Genomic DNA, 17,640 nt, shown 5'->3' with positions numbered 1-17,640 from the left:
TAATCGGAAGAATTTAAACCGATCACAAAGAATTTCTTCTAATCCGATCGACCTTCGGAATAGTATTATTTTAATTTATTCTATTTTTATAATATACTATTAAAAATCCCGCCTTACGGAAGCCGAAAGGTCGCCCTTTACAAAGAAAAACATTCTCGTATATCGGAAGGAACGACCGATTTTTCGGAAGAATCGGATCTTTACACTTTTTCCGAGCCCAATTCTCTTCGATCGATCCCCGAAGATCCATTCTTTGTGATTGCAAAATTTTGATCCCTAAGAAACGATTTTCAGTCTGTATCGATCTTTTTAAAAGATAGGATTCAGCGCGGAGACCAGTATGAAACTAAAACTCGAAAACAGACAAGGCGCGATTTCGCACAAAATTCTTCCTTTTATATTTCTTTTTTCCTTGTCTCCGTTTCTTTTTTTGTTGGATGCACAAGACACGGATTCTTCCCGAGTCATCGGTAAAATCCAATCGGTCACGATCTTTTCCGATCGAGCCTTGGTTAAGAGAAATCAAGAGATCAAATTGCAAGGAGACGAAACAACTCTTCGTTTTGCACGTCTTCCTGCGACAGTCGTTCTCGACTCGATCCGCGCTTCTTCGGACGGAGCCTTGAACATTTCTTCGGTTTCCATTCGTACGATTTCTTCGGGAGAAGATTCCGAACTTACAAACGATCCTCTAAAGAAAAAAATGATTTCGATCCAGCAAGAGATCCGTTCCGAAACGGATCGGCAAACGAACTTTCGGGAACAGCTCAAATTGCTTTCCTCTTTGGGACAATTGACTACGGAAGAATCGGATCGGCAACTGCGAACAAACTCCGTCGACGTGAAAAATTGGTCAGCAAGTTTAGAATTCCTGGAAACTCGCCGCAACGGTTATCTCGAAAAAATTCAGAAATCCGAAGAAAGATTAGAACAATTGAATAAAGAATTCGCACAGACAAACGCCTCCTTTTTAAGAATGGCCGACGCAAAACGATGGTCCCATTCCGAGGTCGAAGTTGTTTGTTCGGGGAAAGCCGGTTCCAAAGGAATCGTTTCGATCGAATACCTCGTGACAAACGTTTCCTGGAGGGGAATCTACGATCTCCACGGTTCTTCCGAAGGAGGCGATTTTCGTTTGGAATCCCGAGTCGCAGTCCGTCAATACACGGGTGAGGATTGGAAGAATGTCGACATCACAATTTCGAGCGCGAAACCTTCCTCTGCAATTTTTTTACCCCCGCTCAAACCTTGGAGAGTGAGCCAAGGAAGCCTGACTCAACCGAGTCGAAACGTAAACTCGGAGGAAGCATCGCCGAGCGACTCGGAAGTTTCCGAAGGCGAAGACGTAGCTAATTTTACATTCCGTTTACCTAATAAAGAAACGATCGTCAGCGACAATTCCGAACATAGGGTGACGATGGACAGCGCCCAAATCAAGGGTTCCATTTCTCACGTCGCGATCCCTACTCTTTCCAACTTTGTCTTTCTAAAGGCAAAGTTTAAAAATACTACCAAGATGCCCCTCCTTTGGAACGACGTAAAAGTTTTTATGGACGGAAGTTTTATCGGTAGTTATACTCCGGGCAACAGAACAGCGATGGGTCAGGAATTTGAAATGTATCTTGGCCCCGACCAAAGGATGAAACTCAAACGTTCTCTTTTGAAAGGAGAAGTCGCAGGGGCCGGCTTTTTAGGTAAAACCGTTCAGATCGAAAATCAATGGCAGATCGAAGTTTCCAATTTCACAAAACGTCCGAGACAGGTTACGATTTACGATCAATTTCCGGTGACTGCGGATCCGAATATCTCCACAAAATTCCTCGGTTCAAGTAACGATAGTTTCAAAAAAGACGCGAATGGAACCCTTTCCTGGACTCTTCTCGTCAAACCGGGCGAAAAAGAAAAATTAGATTTTTCCTATTCCATTGAAATTCCACAGACGATGTGGACGAGTTTGGAAAACATTCGAGACGATCGTAACAAAGCAAACGAAATCGACGATCTCAAACAACAGAACGCTCCCGCAAGTCCGAAAAAAATCTATAACTTGGAAAGAATTTTTAAGTAAGAGTTCTTAGATTCGTATTTTTCGATTCTTCGAACCAACGTTTAACGGATTTCTCCGAAATCTGCACGTTTTTCCAAGACCCGAGCGAGGCCACGTGTTATTCTTCTCCTTATAAAAAACAAACGGGGAAAATATGACCGTCGCCGAATTATTATATCATAATGTACCCGCTGACATTTTTACTCTGAAGGAAAACTGTTCTCTCATCGAACAGGCTCAGAATCTAATCGATCAATGTCATCCGGGTGCGACGAATATGAAAGTGTTGAACATCACATCGGAGCTTTCCGAAGCCGACATTCCTTACGCGCAAAGCAATAGGGCCCTTCATGGATTTATGCACGGAGGTTGTTTTTTTAGCGTCGGTGATACTCTCACTTCCATCATGGCGTTCTTCCACGTGGAAAACGAAAAAGAAAGAACGTTTACGATGGACGCGTCGATTCGTTATCTTCGTCCCGTAAGAACCGAAACGGTACGAGCCAAAGCGAGACTCGTTCGAAAGAACGGAAAACTGTTGGAATATGTTTGTGATTTTTTCAACGAAGAAAACAAAAGAACGGCACAGGCAAAATACAAATACGCGATCGCGGAACCTCGTTGATTTTTTGTACCCTCGATTTAATAAGCCATAGTTTTCGATTGCATCCGTCGCATTTCCGATTAACGTGAACCGATGCAGAACGTAATCTGTGCGCTTCGAGGTGCCGTGTTGTTCGTCGGACAATTGCCGTATCTCGCGTTTCATTCTACCGTTACATCCGCGGCGGTCGTAGGACTGGATACGGAAATCAAAAAAAGGGTAAAAGGAAACACGCATTGGATGAGCTCCAGGTGTTTCGTTTTTGACGGAACGTTGAGTCACGAGACCGATCTAAACGGATCGGTAGGAATTTTGTTCGCGGATCCAGGAAGTGAAATCGGAGCGATCCTTGCAAAGGACGCGGGCCCTAACGGACTTTCCGAAAATCCGGCTTGGGCTGTAGAATTGGCCGCGACTTGTCTTGAGATTCAGGCCTCAACCCCGGAACAATATCCCGAAATACTCGGCCGTTCGTTTCCTTTTAACCGCTTGGCGCCCGCGAAAAATATTCAAGACGATGATCGCCTAATCTATGTTTTGCGGAAGCTCGTGGAGAATCCAGAGGAAACCGTAAACGTCGAGGAACTCGCAGATGAAATCGGGATGTCCGCGTCTTGGCTACAACACGAATTTAAAAATGTGGTCGGCCTCCCGCTTCGCGCTTTTCGTAAGTGGTTTCGAATCAAAACCGCGGTGATCGCTCTCAAACAAGGCGCTTCTCTGGCGGATGCCGCCCTCGGCGCCGGCTTTTACGACCAGGCTCACTTTACAAATGTATTTCGGGAGATCTTCGGAATTTCACCTTCCGTCGTTTTTGGAAAGGGAGAATCGATTCGCTGGTATATTCAAAACGAGCAGATCGAAAAGATGCTGACCGTTCTTTAAAAAGCCCCCTTTGTTCCCGCATTTCCTTCGTTTGTTTCGTTTTTCCGATTCTTTCCAAAGTAACTCTTGACCGTTCCCCTTTTTACCGCTCTCTATCTTTCCAAGATGAATCAGGACATCGACCTTTTTATTAGAAAGAGCATTTTGGATCCTTTTCAAAAAAGACTTCGAATCGATTCTAAAACGATCCAATTCGGAGAAGTTCAACTCCGCTTTCACGAGATCAAAGAGATAAAATACGGAATTACTCAGTTGTATATCAACGGAATCAAAGCCAATCGACTCTATTCCATCGGACTTCGGGACGGGAAAAACCGGTCGATACAAATCGGATTTCAATCGATTCAGCTTTTTGTGACCAACAAAAAAATGGAGAATCGATATCTGCAAATCATAGATTCTCTTTGGGAAAATCGAACGAAAAAACTCGCCGAAGAAGCGCTTGAAAATCTCGAAAACGGAAGATCCTATAAGATTCAAAATTTAGAAGTCACCCCGAAAGGAGTGAATATACACATAGTCAAGTGGTTTCAAAAAAACGAGGACCATTTTGTGGAATGGAAGGATCTTCGAAAATATTCCCAGGAAGGACATTTGTTTCTTTATTCGGATTTAAATCCGAAAATTAAAACCAAAATTAATTTTCAAACCGTTTGGAACGCTCCCGTCATTGCTTCGGTGTTGGAAACCCTGTGGCAGGACGGAAGGGCCTATGCGCTGTCGTCTTCTCACGATCGATATTAGAGTATATTTGAATATTATTATATTATACTTCTTTTTTATCCTTAGAAAATACTTTGGTGAAACCGATCGAAGACTCCCTCCGTCAACCTTGATCTTAACCGCAAGTTTGTCCCGATTTTAAGAGAATCTGTCGGAACTACGACAGCCCTCTGTGGAAGTCGCGCGCCCCACCCAAATTTCGGGTGGAGGGGCGGGTGGTGGAAAAAATCGGGTGACTTTCATTTATCACAGAATTCTAATTTTGCAAGCAAAAATCCCAGTGTAGGAACTTCTATTAGGTCCTTCTTTTGAAGGACGATTCTACTTGCAGTTCCTCTCAACTCGTGGCTAAGGTTGTTGGATCAACCGGGCCGTTCCGGATTTTAGACGTGGAAGAACGCAGATCCAAACCGATTCGGAAGAATGAAAGATAAATCTCCTTCCGAAAAAAGAGAGATTGTTCTTACTCGGATTACCGATATCAAGATATCCTCCCCGTATACGCCGACAGCCGGGAGATCCGCGACACGGCAAACAAAACCGTTGTAGAGATTTCTTTTAAAACGATATAAGAAAAAATCGTAGAGAGATGATCCGAGTCTCCATACAAACGGCTTACAAAATTGAATAAAAAAAACCTTTGTTTTCTCAAAACAGACTCCAGGCTCCCGCGGGTGCGCCTAATTACCGTTAAATTCTTCTCCCAATAACGCGGAAACGGCCCCAATGCCGGCCATCGTACCCGAGGCCGCAGCTAACAAAACCGAATGAGCCGGACTCACATTGTCACCGCAAGCAAAAACGCCATCCACATTGGTCGCTCCCCTCTCGTTTACCTTATAAAAACCGAATTGATTTTTTTCGCAACCGAGCGATTCGCCGATTCGGGATTTCAGCGAGAACGGAAGAGTCGGCTGAAAAAAAACGGCTTGCCTCTCTTTGGGCTCGGAGTTCTCAAGAGAAACCGCTTTTAATTGTTCGCCTTCGAATATAAAACCGGAAATTTTCTCTTCAATCAGTGCCACATTATTTTTTATTAATATACTTTTTTCTTCCTCTCCGAATTCCGCCTTTCCGTTCGTAAAAAGAATCAGATCGGATGCGAGAGCGTTTATCAAGGGCAACATGTGAAACGTCATTTCGCTGTTCGAGATAAACCCGAGGCGGGAGCCGCGAATTTCGAAACCGTGACAGTAAGGACAATGAAAAATGGATTTTCCCCAGAGCTCCCGAAAGCCGGGGACCGGCAAAAACGTATCCTCCACTCCGTAGGCAAGAATGACTTTTTTAAAACGAACTCTAATTCCCGAAGAAAGTTCGGCTGAAAAACCCGAGACGGCTTTTTCAACGGATAAAACCGAACCTTCAAAAAATCGAATCGTCTGGTATTTCTCCAAATCCTTCTTCGCCAATCTTCTCCATTCAGCCGGATGAATTCCGTCTCGAGTGGGAAAATTATTGAGGTGTGAGGACGGCGCATTTCGAGGACGGCTATCATCGCATACCAAAGCCGTTCGGCTCATACGCCCCAAAGACAAGGCCGCGCTCAATCCCGCAGGACCTCCGCCGATGATAAGAACTTCATAATCAAATTTCATTCGATTCTTCTCCTTAAGAAAAAAGGTTAGAAGGAAGAGATTTCTTAATTTCTCGACGATCCTAAGACCGAGATCAAAAGCGATTCTTTTCCAAAGTCATCCTTTATATCCATGTTTTAAACGATCGATTCCGATCCATACAATCTGAAAAATGGAACCGCCTTTGATAATGTAAAGACTTATAATAAAAAGAATCTATTTTTTATAAAATATTCTTAATGAGTTGATTTATTGATACCATTTTAGTATCAATTATAAATGGACTTATCAAAACTCAAATCATTCGTAGTCGTAGCGGAAGAACTTAATTTCAGAAAAAGCGCGGAAATACTCGGGATGTCGCAGCCGCCTCTCACTAGATTGATTTCCTCTATGGAAGAAGAGCTTTCCACCAAACTTTTTGAAAGAACTACAAGACAGGTTAAACTAACGGGTGCGGGCGTCCTTCTTTTAAAAGAAGGAAAAGAAATCCTCGAAAGAGTTGAAAATCTTGAAAGAGAGGTTCGTGCGATCGGCAAACTCAAATCGGGCGCCTTGAGCATAGGTTTTTCCACGACGACCTTTTTAGCCAACCTCCCTCAGATTATAGGCGAGTTTCAGGACCGATTTCCAAAATTGAAGTTTCAACTTCATCAAGAATCAAGAAACAGAATTTTTAAAGGTTTAAAAGCCGGCCAGTTCGACGTTTGTTTTATGGAAGGCACCGCTTCCGAAGAAGGGATAGAACAACATCCGGTCAATGACGAAGGTTTTGGAGTTTTAGTCCCTAAAAAACATCCGCTCGCAAAGAGAAAGGAAATAGAACTTCGGGAACTAAAAAACGAAACGATCATCCTACACCCCAAACACGAAACCGGAAATTTTTACGAAACGATCTTTCAACTCTTTAAACAGAGCGGAATCAAACCCAAAGTGTATTTGAAAAATGAAAGAGAAAGTTGTCCCATATTGGTAGCGACAGGAAAAGGTCTGTCCTTAACGATCTTGGGCGCACAAAACGTCGTTCCTTCCGAGACCCGGTTCGTACCGATCAGGAAGTTATACCTCCCCGTATCCGTATTTTGGGTTCCTGAAAATAAAAATCCTTCCCTAAATATTTTTTTAAGTTTTGTAATCGAGAATAGCGCCCTAAAAAACAAAAAGGCTGAGTGTTTGATGGATGTGATGAGGCTCTAGACATCTTTAGAATTCCATGTAAAACTAATGCGACTAAATTCTTGTTTTTAGTCGGGTTCCGAGGGTGATTATTATTTTTTGTCTGTCTTTTATTGGTAAATAAATTGTTGGACTTTTAAATTTTAAGCGAGTAACTTGATTGTTTACAATTGAAGAAAACAAGATGAATCGAATACTTCTGCGATCGAGACGTAAAGAATGAACAACCAGCAATCTCTGTATGATAGAGAAAAATATACGAAGTTCTTACCTTCCTATTTGTTTCTGAGCGATGAAACGGACGCAACCGTAAAAGCTGCGATCCATCTCTCGAATAAGGAAATCGATCTCTTGTTTCGAATCCGCAATCACGCGACGCTTGACTACTTTTTTTCAGGAAAACTTCTGAGAGTTTGGAAGGATGATAGCGCCAAAATAAACCATTTTGAAATTTTAAACAGATTATCCGAAATGGGATTGATTCTTGTTTTTCCTGAGTTCCGTTTTAAAACGGAAACCAAAGAACTCCTCGTCTATTTGAATCTATTATCCGGAAAAGAATTCAATCTCAACGGAGCCAATCATCTCAAGGAAATTTTCCTCAACAGCCTGAGCCGCTCCTCCTTTTCGATTCAAAACTACATTCTCTCCTGCGAACCTTACCACGTAGCGGAACTAATTCCAATTTTAGAATTTTTACTGTCCGGAACTAGTAGATCTTATTTGAGAGATTCATTCGATTGTAAAAAATGGATTGTTTCATTTTGTTACGAAGGAATCACCAAAGAAGAAGTGATATCGGATTGTATCGATATCATTCTAAAAACGATTCAAGACAACGGTTTTATTGCGGTCACTAAAACGGCGGGGTTATTTCACATCGAGGATGAATTAGCGAACGACACATTCAAGATCGTCAAAAAATATTATCTGGAACAATTCATTCCGAAAATCATTTTAGAATATCCTAAAGTTTGGAATCAACTTCTGGAGTTTCGAAAAAACCTTGAAATAGAAGCCAACTTCGAAGGATCCCTTCAAGAGCTGGAGGAGATTCTACTTTCTCAGGAATTAAACGAAGTTTGCCTACATTTAGAAGGGCTTCCCGAAAAAATAACCGACTTTATCACTCTTTGCGTCTATATCGGTCAAAAAAACGATCAAGAAAGATATCTAAACATTTCTACTCAAGAATTAAGATCCATCAAATTGTTAAAAACAATGATGTCTTTGAAGAATGAAAGCCTTTCGAAATTCGTGATGATCAATTTAGAGGAGGACAGAGAATTTTCATTTAGGGTGATAGAAAATATAAGGAACGATCGCGATTATATCACGGGAGAATGGTTTGAAAAAGGGAAAAAATTCCACTGCCTCTTTAATAAGAACTCAGAAAACGTAATCTCATTGATGGATCTTATGATCCATAAGTTCGCCTATAAAAAAGAGCTACTCCGATCATTTTTATACGTCTTGCATATAAATAGAAAAACTTTTCCGTCATTATTCTCTAATATAGATTTTCAAAAATCGTTTTTCAAACTTAAATTTTTATGCTTTGAGAATCAAGCTTCCTGGTTTGATAAAATTTTATTCCTGGTTCATGCTTACGGTTGGCTGGAAACCTCTTTGGATCGCCAAATTTCAAAGATACAATTCGAACAGATGAGCAAAGGAATGGAATACGTCGATAAGAGGAGAAAGGACCTCGAAAAGATCAAAAAATCCTGGATTGAAAACGAAATCCGAGTAACGGAGATCCAGTCAAAGACTACAGAGGAATCGGCGGATGAAATCGTGGGACGACATTCTTGAGATTTGAATCGTCTCACGGAATTTAATTTTATACCGCTTTTCTTTTTTAACAACAACTTGTTCCTGCTCGCAATCAAACAATAAAAGAATATTCAATCTTTTTAAACAAGCCTTGTCGAAACGAGGAATTAAAACGGGAAAGATACGCCGGGCTTCGGTCTCGAGAAAAGCGGAAATGATACATTCTCAATGCAGTTTTATTTTTCTTTCTTATCGAAGTCGAAATGCCGAAACAAGATTTTTTTCAAGGCCATCAAAACAAAAAGACAGGACACATAAAACAAAACCGCTGAAATAGAACTCACTCCTGTTACTATACCTTCCTTTAGAGTCAAAGAGGAGATCGACCAGCAATCTCCGAAGTTTTTCCGATCGTTACAAGTATCGTCATACGTAATCAACATCACGGCGGATACCAAATAACCGATGGAGAAAACAAAGAGACCTAATAAAGCGGAAATAAGATGCCATTTTTTTATAATTAAAAAAACTACGCCCGATATCGAAAGAATAAAAAAAGTCACGATGCTTAAAAACCAGGAATTAGGAAGATCCCGATCGTGAGTCGATGCACAAGCCGATTGTAGAAACAGAGTCGATAAAAAGATAAAATTTAAGAATTTTCCGTTATCTTGTTTCATAATAAATACCTTTTTCCTTTGTCTTAAGGCTCATCTTTCCATTCTTCTGTACGAATTCAGCCGAAATTAGATTCTTTTTAAGGAAAAGATCTTCGCTTCCGATTCCTTTCCCGAATTGAAACTTCGATTTCGCATTTACATCGTCGACAAGCTGAATCCAAGCGCTCGCTTTCAATTAATATCTTCTACCTGAAAACCGATGATTCTCGGTCAATATTTTTCAAATCAGGAACGTTATGGATTCTTGTTAAGGATCCGGCTTCAGTTTCTAAGATTTTATCATACGGAGGAAGACAAAAACAAAGGAATAAACGACATGTATTTAGGAACAGGAAAAGAGCGCGCATTCGTAAAAAAGCATATTCGGAGGTTATAAATTATATGAGTCTTGACTCATAAATAAAAATCTAAGTTATGATCGAAAAGATCGAGGATATTATCGTGCAAAACAGAATCAATCATACATCGACTCATAAATTCCGGAACGTTGTTTGGATCGTTCTTTTGGGGATTTCCATCCTCTACTGCGACGACAAGAAGACCTCAAATTTAGAGACTACCCTCGTTCCATTGCTCAGCACACCGGGAACACAGAATACACCTTCCCCTCCTTCTGAGACAGGGATTCTTCCTCCGGCCTCCTCTCCCTTGATCCCCGCTCTTTCCCAAACGACACCTCTTCACAACGCGGCGAATATACCGATTAACGCCAATTTGACGGTCGTTTTTTCAAAAGTAATCAATATGAATTCCGTTACAACCAACACAGTGGATACGAACTGTTCAGGTTCGGTCAGTCTTTCCTCGGACGACTTTGTGACTTGCGTTCGTATGAATTCAGCGCCTACCACTCCCTTTGGAACCAATAGCACTTCCTTCCGATTGGATCCAGCAAACAATTTAGCGATTTCAACTCAGTACAAAATCAGAGTTCTGGATACGATCATCGACGAGAGTGGAAGAAAGCTTTCAGCGACCGTTACTACTACCTTTAGCACCTCTGCAAACGCAGATATTACCGCTCCCGGGATCCAATATTCTCTTCCCGGGGATGGGGATGCGTTAGTCGGAACCAACACTTCCTTCTCCATCACATTCACGGAAGCGATGGATGCGACTTCGCTTAACGTCAATACTTCGAACACAACTTGTTCGGGCAGCATTCAGATTTCGGATAACAATTTCGCGAGCTGCAAAAGAATCGCCGCACAACCTCAGCTTTTCAATCAAATGCGTTCTTCGATCGTAAAACCGGCTTTAGCTCTAAGCAGTAATACGGATTATCAGGTTAAAATCACTGCGGGCGCTAAAGACGTGGCCGGAAACTCATCGAATGAACAAATTCTCACCTTCATTACTCAGACCAACGACTCGAACGTTCCTCAATTAGCGCAGATCTTTCCAAGAGAAAACCAGGTCGGAGTCGCGAGAAATCGAGTTTTTACCCTTGGTTTTACGGAAAAGATGAATCCTACTTCGTTTGTATTGAATTCCGCAAACAACACCTGTTCGGGAACCGTTCAAATTTCTTCGGATAACTTTAATACATGTGTAAGAATGAATTCAAATTTCCGTTATGACGGGGACAATATAGGATTGATTCATTCATTTTTTCTAATAGATCCGTTAGCGCCTCAGACGATTTATAAGATAAGACTTACAAACGGGATTCAAGATCTGTCCGGAAATGCCTTTGCGGGGGGCACTCAGGCGACCGGATTTACAACCGGAGACGATTTGGACAATACTCCTCCCACGATTCTCGCGATTACTCCGACCGATGGAAGTGTAAATCAACCTTCCGCCGGTTATAACGTTGAAATTACTTTCTCCAAAGAAATGAACCCGAACGATTTTAGTCGAAATATTTCTAACGGAACCTGTAGAGGAAACATTCAGATTTCTCCGGATAACTTTGCAAGCTGTGTTCGATTGAATGCCCTTACGATCTATACCGGAAACAATAGAATTCGAGTCAATTCCGGCGGAGCAGCGCTGCTACCGAACACGACTTACAAAGTGAGAGTGAAAGCGGCGATCAGAGATGCGTCCGATAATACCCTCGGGGCCGACTTTACTCAAACCACGGGTTTTACAACCGCTCCTTAATTCGATTTTCATAGGGGATGTTCCATCCGAGAGTGGATGGACATCCCCTATGAAAAACTCACGTATCAACTCTTAGCAGAGATTTTTTTTAGAGATTGGAATCCAAAGAAGAGATCGTTTCCTTTTAGAAACTATCGAAATTTTTCGTTTTCCACTTCGCTGAGAAGAATCTACGGTCTTTGTTTGACTTTCCAAATTCTTCACTTGAGGGATCTAATAAGAATTTTCTGAAATCCAATCGAATCACGTCCTAAAAACAAAGGATTCGTCCCTTTCGATCCGTTTGATTTTTTGTCGAGTGATCCGAATGTAAGAGCCGGTTTGTATCGATTCTGGATTAAAAATGGAAGCGAGAGTTTTACCGAATCTTCTTAGAATCGTAAGCTCTGATCCCAAAGAATCAAAAAGGCGGCGACGAACACAAAATAACCAAAACCTCTTCTAAGATATCGCTCCTCCATCTTTGAAGAAAGAATCTGCCCAAAGAACATTCCTCCGATTCCCAAGATCGAAACGGTTAGAAGTAAAGGACAATCTTCGAATTGCACCGAAGAAAAACTGATTGCAAATCCGAATAGAGAATTCGCAGCGATGATCGCGAGAGAAGTGCCTACGGCAACGTTTAAAGGAAACTTAAGTAGAAGCGCAAGAGCCGGGATGATCAGAAACCCTCCTCCGGCTCCGACAAAACCAGTGATCGCACCGACGGTCAGTCCTTTGAATCCGATGCCCACAAAGTTCGATGAGGTCGCCTTGATCGGAGGCGATCCTTCTTCCGCGGCGGAACTGCCTGATCGAATCATCGCCCAAGAACTAAAAGCCATGATGATCGCAAAGACAGTCATCACTAACAAGGATTTGGTGAGAGTAAAACCAAACCGATGTATCAAAATATCAGGAAGTGAGGCAAGAATAAAATGTTTCGCGATGTAGATGCCTACAAAACCCGGCATCGCGAACAGAAAACCTGTCCTTAAATTTATATGACCACTTTTCGCTTTTATCAGAGCTCCGATCAACGCGGTTACACCGACGACAAATAACGAATTTGTTGTAGCTTGTATCGCATTCTGCCCGAATAAATAAAAAAGAATAGGCACCATGAGAATGGACCCACCGGCGCCGATGAGTCCGAAGGAAGTTCCCATTAGAAACGCCGCAATGTAACCGAGAATCAACATCACCTTGATTAAGATTCTAACTTACTCTTCAGATTCAGTTTCCTTTCCAGAAAGTTAAACAGCAACATTCCAAAAATGATACTCCCGAAAACTATAAGCGGTCTAGTTTCGAAACTCGCCAAAGAAGTGACGGAGACCGTCGGACAATAACCTCCCAATCCCCACCCGATCCCAAAAATAATACTTCCGATGACAAGCGCCGGCGTGATTTCCCGGCGTGTTGGTATAAACCAATCCTTAGAAAACAGAGGGGTTTTTCTTCTTCGTATTAATTTGTAAGTGATAAAATGGATTCCGACCGCACCCGCCATCGTAAAAAGAAGAGTGGGATTCCATTTTCCAAATACATCTAAAAAACCTACTATGTTCGCCGGTTGTAAAATTCCGGAAACACCGAGTCCGATCGCAAATAACAGACCGACGATTAAGGAGCCAAGATTATACTTCATACGAGCAACCCCATTTTTCGGAGTATGAGAACCGCCGCCATTCCCGCACCCATGAAAACGATCGTTGCAACGATGGAGCGTGGCGAAAATCTACTCACTCCGCAAACACCGTGTCCGCTTGTACAACCGCCTCCCAACATCGCGCCAAAACCGACAAGCACACCCGCGAGCGATCCGATCCATGTTTTTGTTTGTATCTCGACCGCTAAGAGTTCGGGAGCTTCTATTTTTAGAGAGAGCCCGCCCAATAACAACCCCACGATGAAGTACCATCTCCAAGCCGTATCTCCCTTCACCGGTATAAGAACTCCATACACGATACCGCTGACTCCGGTAACTCTTCCATTCCACAAAAGCATTAAAGAAACGGCGATACCGATGACCGCTCCGCCGATCAGTCCCATGATCCAATCTGTTGTCATTCTTCTAACTCCTTTGGCAGCAACTTCTCATTCCAATCCAACATACCGCCTGCCATACTATATGTGAATTTATAACCCATACGAATACTATCCTTTGTGGCTTCGCTAGAACGTTTCCCGCTTCGACAGACAAAGACGATCTCTTCGGAGCGATCCCCGGTCTCCAAAAATTTCGTCAACTCCGAGCCCAACGTTACGAGCTGAGCCGTTGCAATATGTCCGAGCACTCCGTAGAATTCTCCGGGATAACGTACATCGATGATTCTTATCTTTCCGATTTTTTTGAATACGTCTTCGTTCGTGACCATCGGAATCCCTGTGAGAATTTGCGGGTTCATCACTCTTACCGTTTCTATTTTTCCGCATCCTAAATTTGCGGGAACTGCCAGATGCATTTTTCTCGGAGTCGATAGTTGCAAGTCGCTCATAATCTTTCTAAATTCCTCTTTGGAACGATTACCGCCCACACGCGGGTTTAACTTTTTTTCCAAGTCGATCGTTGTAGACGTTAGGCCTAGATAATCGTGTCCCGGATAAACTTGAGTCTGATCCGGAAGCGAGAAAATTTTTTGGGTGATGCTTTCATACAATTTCTCTGCGGAGCCTTCCTGAAAATCGGTCCTTCCCGTTCCGCGAATAAGAAGGGAATCTCCGGTAAACAATCTCCCCTCAAAGAGAAAACTCATACATGCGTTCGTATGTCCGGGAGTTGCGATCGCTTTTATTTTTTTACTTCCAAGGAAAAGTGTCTGACCGTCTTCGAGCGCGATATCCGCGCAATCGATTCCTGCCAAGGCGCTCACTGCCGTTTTAGCCCCGGTATTATTTCTAATTTCGTCCGCTCCGCTGATATGATCCGCATGAATGTGGGTTTCTATAATATACTTCAAATGAAGATCGAGTTCGCGTATCAGATTCAAATCTCGATACACGGTCTCCAATACAGGATCGATGACCGCCGCTTCTTTTGTTTCCCGATCAGCGATCAAATAAGTGTAGGTCGAAGATTGAATTTCAAAAAGTTGATACAAAAGAGTGCCGTTCATGGGTAGCAGTATAACGTTCTGAAATACAAACGCCTTGTATAATCCTGCAGACACTTTTAAAATACTCACGATCTTCCAAAAAACTTTTCGAAAGGATTGCAGAATAATACAAGCGACGCTTGCCCAATCAGTGTTATGATAAAAAACGGGTTTATCCGATTCTTTTTTTATTCGTCTATAAAGGTATCATGTCATCAGAGAAACAAACAAAGGAACAAGACAATCTGCACAAGAACGGATTGATTATCTTCTCGATGGTTTTTACGGCCGCGGGTTTTCTATGGGGAATTCTTTACTATTCTTTGGGCTTCCCGCGGGCAGCGATGATTCCGGGTGGATATGGAATTTTAAGTTTCCTGAGCCTACTTTTTGTCTTTGCAACCGGAAAATATTTGGTCTTTAGATTTCTTCAGCTTCTTTTCATTCTGATACTTCCTATTCTTTTGCAATTGAGTTTGGGAGGTTTTGAAAATTCGGGCGCCGTTGTTATCTGGGCGATTCTTTCTCCGCTTGGAGCGCTTTCCTTTGCTCCGATCCGTCACGGTTTGATCTGGTTCGGACTCTTTCTGATCGTCCTGCTCTTAGCCGGGTTCGCGGAATTACAACCGCAGTTGTCCGCGACAAAAGTGGAATCCAATCTAAGAATTTTGTTCTTTGTCATAAACATGATAGGCGCCGGTACGCTTACGTTTTTCAGCTTGTTCTATTTTATTTCCAAAAACAAAGAAGAGCACGATCGTGCGGAGAATCTACTTTTGAATATTCTACCGGCACGTATCGCCGAAAGATTAAAACGAAACCCGTCGACCATCGCGGACGGATATCCTATGGTTTCGATACTATTTGCAGATATAGAAAACTTTACGGTAATTTCTCAGAAAGTATCGCCGGAGGCATTGGTGCATTTTCTAAACGAAGTCTTTACACGTCTGGATGCCATCGCGGAAAAATATCGGATGGAAAAAATAAAAACGATCGGCGACGCTTATATGGCTGTTTCCGGAATTTCAAGTCCGGATCAAAATCACGCGGATGACGCGATGCAGATGGCAATGGAAATCCAAAAGTTTATAAAAACCATACAAGATCCGACCGGAAAGGTTTTAAAAATGAGAATCGGCATTCATTCGGGACCCGTCGTCGCCGGAGTCATCGGAAGAAAAAAATTCGCTTACGATCTCTGGGGCGATGCCGTGAATACCGCCAGTCGATTGGAATCGCACGGAGTCGCGGGTAGAATTCAAATTTCTGAAACAACTTACGATCTACTGCGCGACAAATCACGGATCGAAACGAGTAGATCGGTGGATGTAAAAGGTAAGGGTTGGATGACAACCTATCTGAGTTACGAATCGGAAGAATCGATTCGATAAGAACAATTTCACAGCGCGCGGAAAAACTACCAGGATTCCGCGTAACTCGCAGGCACTTCGATAAACGATCGCAGCGGCCGCGTACTTCTGAAAATTTCAGATGGAGGCAACCCGAAGGTAGCGCGAAAGGTTCGTGTAAAATGAGCGGAATCAAAAAAACCAGCGCGATGTGCAGCTTCGGTATGATTCATGCCGTGTAATAAGGAATAAACCGTCAACTTAAGTCTAAACCAGGTGCGAAATGAATTGAACGGAATTCCGACTTCCTTTTTGAATAGGTGTTCCAGGTTCGAAACCGACATTCCGGCAAAATCAGCAAGATCTTTAGCGGAATGATTTTCCTGCGGCATCGTAGTAATCATATCCACAATCTTTTGAATCCGATCGTCAATGATCTGAGATTCATTCTCCGATAACGGTGGAATCTGATTCAATAATTCTAATATGGATGCTTCCGAATCGGATGATAAAATTTGATCGACCTTATCAAAGAGCTGTCTCTCCTCCTTCAAGGTTATGAAAATACCTTCCTTTTCCATTTCCGCATTGGAAGATCTCAAAGATTGATAATTAGGACTGCTCAAATCCATAAAAAGTAAAACGCAAAACTCGCCGGAAAATCGAATAGAATGATCAACCATCGGCGGAATCAATGCGCTGCGAAAGCGAGTCCAATCTGAGTCATTCAAGGAAACTTGAAATTCTCCATCTAAACCGATACAAACCGTTGCCGCGGCTCTACGACGTAAGGTTAAATCCGGAAGGTAACCGGCGAAGAGGCAACGACTTCCCCAAATACATATTCTTTCCTGACGATTTAGCGGAAAAGAATCCATTTTCATTAAGAGGGTTTGCATATTTTTTTCTTAGGATTGCAGAATTATACAATGTGATTTCATCATCGGCAAATATAATCCATATCGTAAAGGAGAATTATAGATGAAACAAATATTAGCGCTTAACATGAGTAAATCAATTTTTACTTTGCTCGCCATTTCTATGTTTGTGTTGCCGAAGATGATCTTTGCCGAAAAGGCATTTCTCGAAATCACTTTAAAGATCGACGCGAACGATCGACCTGCCGCCGGCCAAGTATATGAAAAGTTCAAGAAACCGTTTCTTAAAAACATAGCGGGTGCAAAATCAAAAGAGCTGTTATTACGCGAAGAAGATGTACAGGTTCTTCACGGATTTGCAACGCGAAAACAAGCCGAAGCTTATCTCGAGAGCGATCTGTTCGCAAAGGACGTAGTGAACGCGCTCAAACCCTTGCTCAAAGCGAATCCGGAAATAAGAATCTACTCAAGCTCCGTAAAATAAACGGAAAACTTCACTGACTCGCGGATTCTAAAATGAGGTTTATAGAATGAAAAAACAGATTTTAGATTATAAACTTAAAAGTGTAAATCAGAACTTATAGTAGAAAGTAGACTTTACCCCGATTGCCAAGTCCAGGCGGCAATCCGGGTAAACACTCTTCGTTTCCAATTGAGAGTGAGGTTTCTCTGAAAAACGGTTTCATTCTATCACCCTTCTTCCAACGGAAGAAAGATAGAATCCATTCAAACGAACCTATTGACTGGGGACCTTGC

The 17,640-nt window shown here is 42.3% G+C and carries 17 protein-coding genes; 9 read left to right on the top strand and 8 right to left on the bottom strand.

All coding sequences use genetic code 11. The features are described from left to right. The first annotated feature begins 340 nt into the window (after positions 1-340). From JWG45_RS13265 to JWG45_RS13250, 4 genes are all read left to right on the top strand, one after another. A complete protein-coding gene (locus JWG45_RS13265) occupies positions 341-2,068 on the top strand; it encodes a mucoidy inhibitor MuiA family protein (RefSeq protein WP_205280157.1) in 1,728 nt (575 codons plus the stop codon). Positions 2,069-2,201: 133 nt separating this feature from the next. Beyond that, positions 2,202-2,672: a PaaI family thioesterase gene (locus tag JWG45_RS13260; RefSeq protein ID WP_205280156.1), complete on the top strand. Its 471-nt coding sequence runs from the start codon at positions 2,202-2,204 to the stop codon at positions 2,670-2,672. A gap of 72 nt (positions 2,673-2,744) precedes the next feature. Next, a complete protein-coding gene (locus tag JWG45_RS13255; protein WP_232380676.1) occupies positions 2,745-3,536 on the top strand; it encodes a helix-turn-helix domain-containing protein in 792 nt (263 codons plus the stop codon). Between the two features lie 66 nt (positions 3,537-3,602). After that, complete coding sequence (locus JWG45_RS13250) at positions 3,603-4,280, top strand: hypothetical protein (protein ID WP_205280155.1); 678 nt, start codon at positions 3,603-3,605, stop codon at positions 4,278-4,280. 659 nt (positions 4,281-4,939) lie between these two features. On the opposite strand, the gene JWG45_RS13245 is transcribed toward JWG45_RS13250, so the two are convergent. Beyond that, the gene (locus JWG45_RS13245; protein WP_205280154.1) at positions 4,940-5,857 is read right to left on the bottom strand and encodes an NAD(P)/FAD-dependent oxidoreductase; all 918 of its coding nucleotides are present in this window, start codon (positions 5,855-5,857) and stop codon (positions 4,940-4,942) included. 258 nt (positions 5,858-6,115) lie between these two features. Between JWG45_RS13245 and JWG45_RS13240 the strand changes: the two genes are divergently transcribed. Together JWG45_RS13240 and JWG45_RS13235 are read left to right on the top strand one after the other, a co-directional pair. Continuing rightward, positions 6,116-7,033, top strand: a complete 918-nt coding sequence (locus JWG45_RS13240) for a LysR family transcriptional regulator (protein WP_205280153.1) — start codon at positions 6,116-6,118, stop codon at positions 7,031-7,033. Between the two features lie 198 nt (positions 7,034-7,231). Then, a complete protein-coding gene (locus JWG45_RS13235) occupies positions 7,232-8,827 on the top strand; it encodes an exonuclease (RefSeq protein ID WP_205280152.1) in 1,596 nt (531 codons plus the stop codon). A 197-nt stretch (positions 8,828-9,024) separates the two neighbouring features. Here the strand turns inward: JWG45_RS13235 and JWG45_RS13230 are convergent, their stop codons facing one another. Further along, a complete protein-coding gene (locus JWG45_RS13230) occupies positions 9,025-9,468 on the bottom strand; it encodes a hypothetical protein (RefSeq protein ID WP_205280151.1) in 444 nt (147 codons plus the stop codon). Further along, on the bottom strand, positions 9,455-9,643 hold the full coding sequence (locus JWG45_RS13225; protein WP_205280150.1) for a hypothetical protein: 189 nt from the start codon (positions 9,641-9,643) through the stop codon (positions 9,455-9,457). The genes JWG45_RS13230 and JWG45_RS13225 overlap by 14 nt, the downstream gene beginning before the upstream one ends. Before the next feature lie 266 nt (positions 9,644-9,909). Between JWG45_RS13225 and JWG45_RS13220 the strand changes: the two genes are divergently transcribed. Continuing rightward, positions 9,910-11,577 carry an Ig-like domain-containing protein gene (locus JWG45_RS13220; RefSeq protein ID WP_205280149.1) on the top strand — a complete coding sequence of 556 codons (1,668 nt, stop codon included), beginning with the start codon at positions 9,910-9,912 and terminating at the stop codon, positions 11,575-11,577. A 371-nt stretch (positions 11,578-11,948) separates the two neighbouring features. Here JWG45_RS13220 and JWG45_RS13215 read toward each other — a convergent pair whose 3' ends face one another. The 4 genes from JWG45_RS13215 to JWG45_RS13200 are packed head-to-tail and all read right to left on the bottom strand — an operon-like array spanning position 11,949 to position 14,744. Beyond that, the gene (locus JWG45_RS13215) at positions 11,949-12,758 is read right to left on the bottom strand and encodes a sulfite exporter TauE/SafE family protein (RefSeq protein WP_205280233.1); all 810 of its coding nucleotides are present in this window, start codon (positions 12,756-12,758) and stop codon (positions 11,949-11,951) included. An 8-nt stretch (positions 12,759-12,766) separates the two neighbouring features. Further along, positions 12,767-13,207, bottom strand: a complete 441-nt coding sequence (locus tag JWG45_RS13210; RefSeq protein WP_205280148.1) for a DUF6691 family protein — start codon at positions 13,205-13,207, stop codon at positions 12,767-12,769. Next, positions 13,204-13,629, bottom strand: coding sequence for a YeeE/YedE family protein (locus JWG45_RS13205; RefSeq protein ID WP_205280147.1), 426 nt, complete (start codon positions 13,627-13,629; stop codon positions 13,204-13,206). The genes JWG45_RS13210 and JWG45_RS13205 overlap by 4 nt, the downstream gene beginning before the upstream one ends. Then, positions 13,626-14,744: an MBL fold metallo-hydrolase gene (locus JWG45_RS13200; protein ID WP_332476558.1), complete on the bottom strand. Its 1,119-nt coding sequence runs from the start codon at positions 14,742-14,744 to the stop codon at positions 13,626-13,628. Before JWG45_RS13200 ends, JWG45_RS13205 begins: the two co-directional genes overlap by 4 nt. Positions 14,745-14,863: 119 nt before the next feature. Between JWG45_RS13200 and JWG45_RS13195 the strand changes: the two genes are divergently transcribed. Next, positions 14,864-16,048 (top strand): adenylate/guanylate cyclase domain-containing protein, encoded by a 1,185-nt coding sequence (locus JWG45_RS13195; protein ID WP_205280146.1) that lies wholly within the window; start codon positions 14,864-14,866, stop codon positions 16,046-16,048. Positions 16,049-16,074: 26 nt separating this feature from the next. Here the strand turns inward: JWG45_RS13195 and JWG45_RS13190 are convergent, their stop codons facing one another. Beyond that, on the bottom strand, positions 16,075-16,905 hold the full coding sequence (locus JWG45_RS13190; protein WP_232380674.1) for a helix-turn-helix domain-containing protein: 831 nt from the start codon (positions 16,903-16,905) through the stop codon (positions 16,075-16,077). An 82-nt stretch (positions 16,906-16,987) separates the two neighbouring features. Here JWG45_RS13190 and JWG45_RS13185 point away from each other — a divergent pair, with 82 nt between their 5' ends. Further along, positions 16,988-17,368 (top strand): hypothetical protein, encoded by a 381-nt coding sequence (locus tag JWG45_RS13185; protein WP_205280145.1) that lies wholly within the window; start codon positions 16,988-16,990, stop codon positions 17,366-17,368. Positions 17,369-17,640 lie beyond the last annotated feature (272 nt).

The organism is Leptospira ainlahdjerensis (assembly GCF_016919175.1).
GTDB lineage: Bacteria > Spirochaetota > Leptospiria > Leptospirales > Leptospiraceae > Leptospira > Leptospira ainlahdjerensis.
The sequence above is the reverse complement of the archived record's forward strand: the minus strand, read 5'-3'. Positions and strand labels throughout refer to the sequence as shown.

Excerpts from the sequence above, each read along its gene's own strand:
- JWG45_RS13265 (WP_205280157.1), top strand. The coding sequence starts at position 341 with ATGAAACTAAAACTCGAAAACAGACAAGGCGCGATTTCGCACAAAATT.
- JWG45_RS13260 (WP_205280156.1), top strand. The coding sequence starts at position 2,202 with ATGACCGTCGCCGAATTATTATATCATAATGTACCCGCTGACATTTTT.
- JWG45_RS13255 (WP_232380676.1), top strand. The coding sequence starts at position 2,745 with ATGCAGAACGTAATCTGTGCGCTTCGAGGTGCCGTGTTGTTCGTCGGA.
- JWG45_RS13245 (WP_205280154.1), bottom strand. The coding sequence starts at position 5,857 with ATGAAATTTGATTATGAAGTTCTTATCATCGGCGGAGGTCCTGCGGGA.
- JWG45_RS13240 (WP_205280153.1), top strand. The coding sequence starts at position 6,116 with ATGGACTTATCAAAACTCAAATCATTCGTAGTCGTAGCGGAAGAACTT.
- JWG45_RS13235 (WP_205280152.1), top strand. The coding sequence starts at position 7,232 with ATGAACAACCAGCAATCTCTGTATGATAGAGAAAAATATACGAAGTTC.
- JWG45_RS13230 (WP_205280151.1), bottom strand. The coding sequence starts at position 9,468 with ATGAAACAAGATAACGGAAAATTCTTAAATTTTATCTTTTTATCGACT.
- JWG45_RS13215 (WP_205280233.1), bottom strand. The coding sequence starts at position 12,758 with ATGTTGATTCTCGGTTACATTGCGGCGTTTCTAATGGGAACTTCCTTC.
- JWG45_RS13210 (WP_205280148.1), bottom strand. The coding sequence starts at position 13,207 with ATGAAGTATAATCTTGGCTCCTTAATCGTCGGTCTGTTATTTGCGATC.
- JWG45_RS13205 (WP_205280147.1), bottom strand. The coding sequence starts at position 13,629 with ATGACAACAGATTGGATCATGGGACTGATCGGCGGAGCGGTCATCGGT.
- JWG45_RS13195 (WP_205280146.1), top strand. The coding sequence starts at position 14,864 with ATGTCATCAGAGAAACAAACAAAGGAACAAGACAATCTGCACAAGAAC.
- JWG45_RS13190 (WP_232380674.1), bottom strand. The coding sequence starts at position 16,905 with ATGCAAACCCTCTTAATGAAAATGGATTCTTTTCCGCTAAATCGTCAG.
- JWG45_RS13185 (WP_205280145.1), top strand. The coding sequence starts at position 16,988 with ATGAAACAAATATTAGCGCTTAACATGAGTAAATCAATTTTTACTTTG.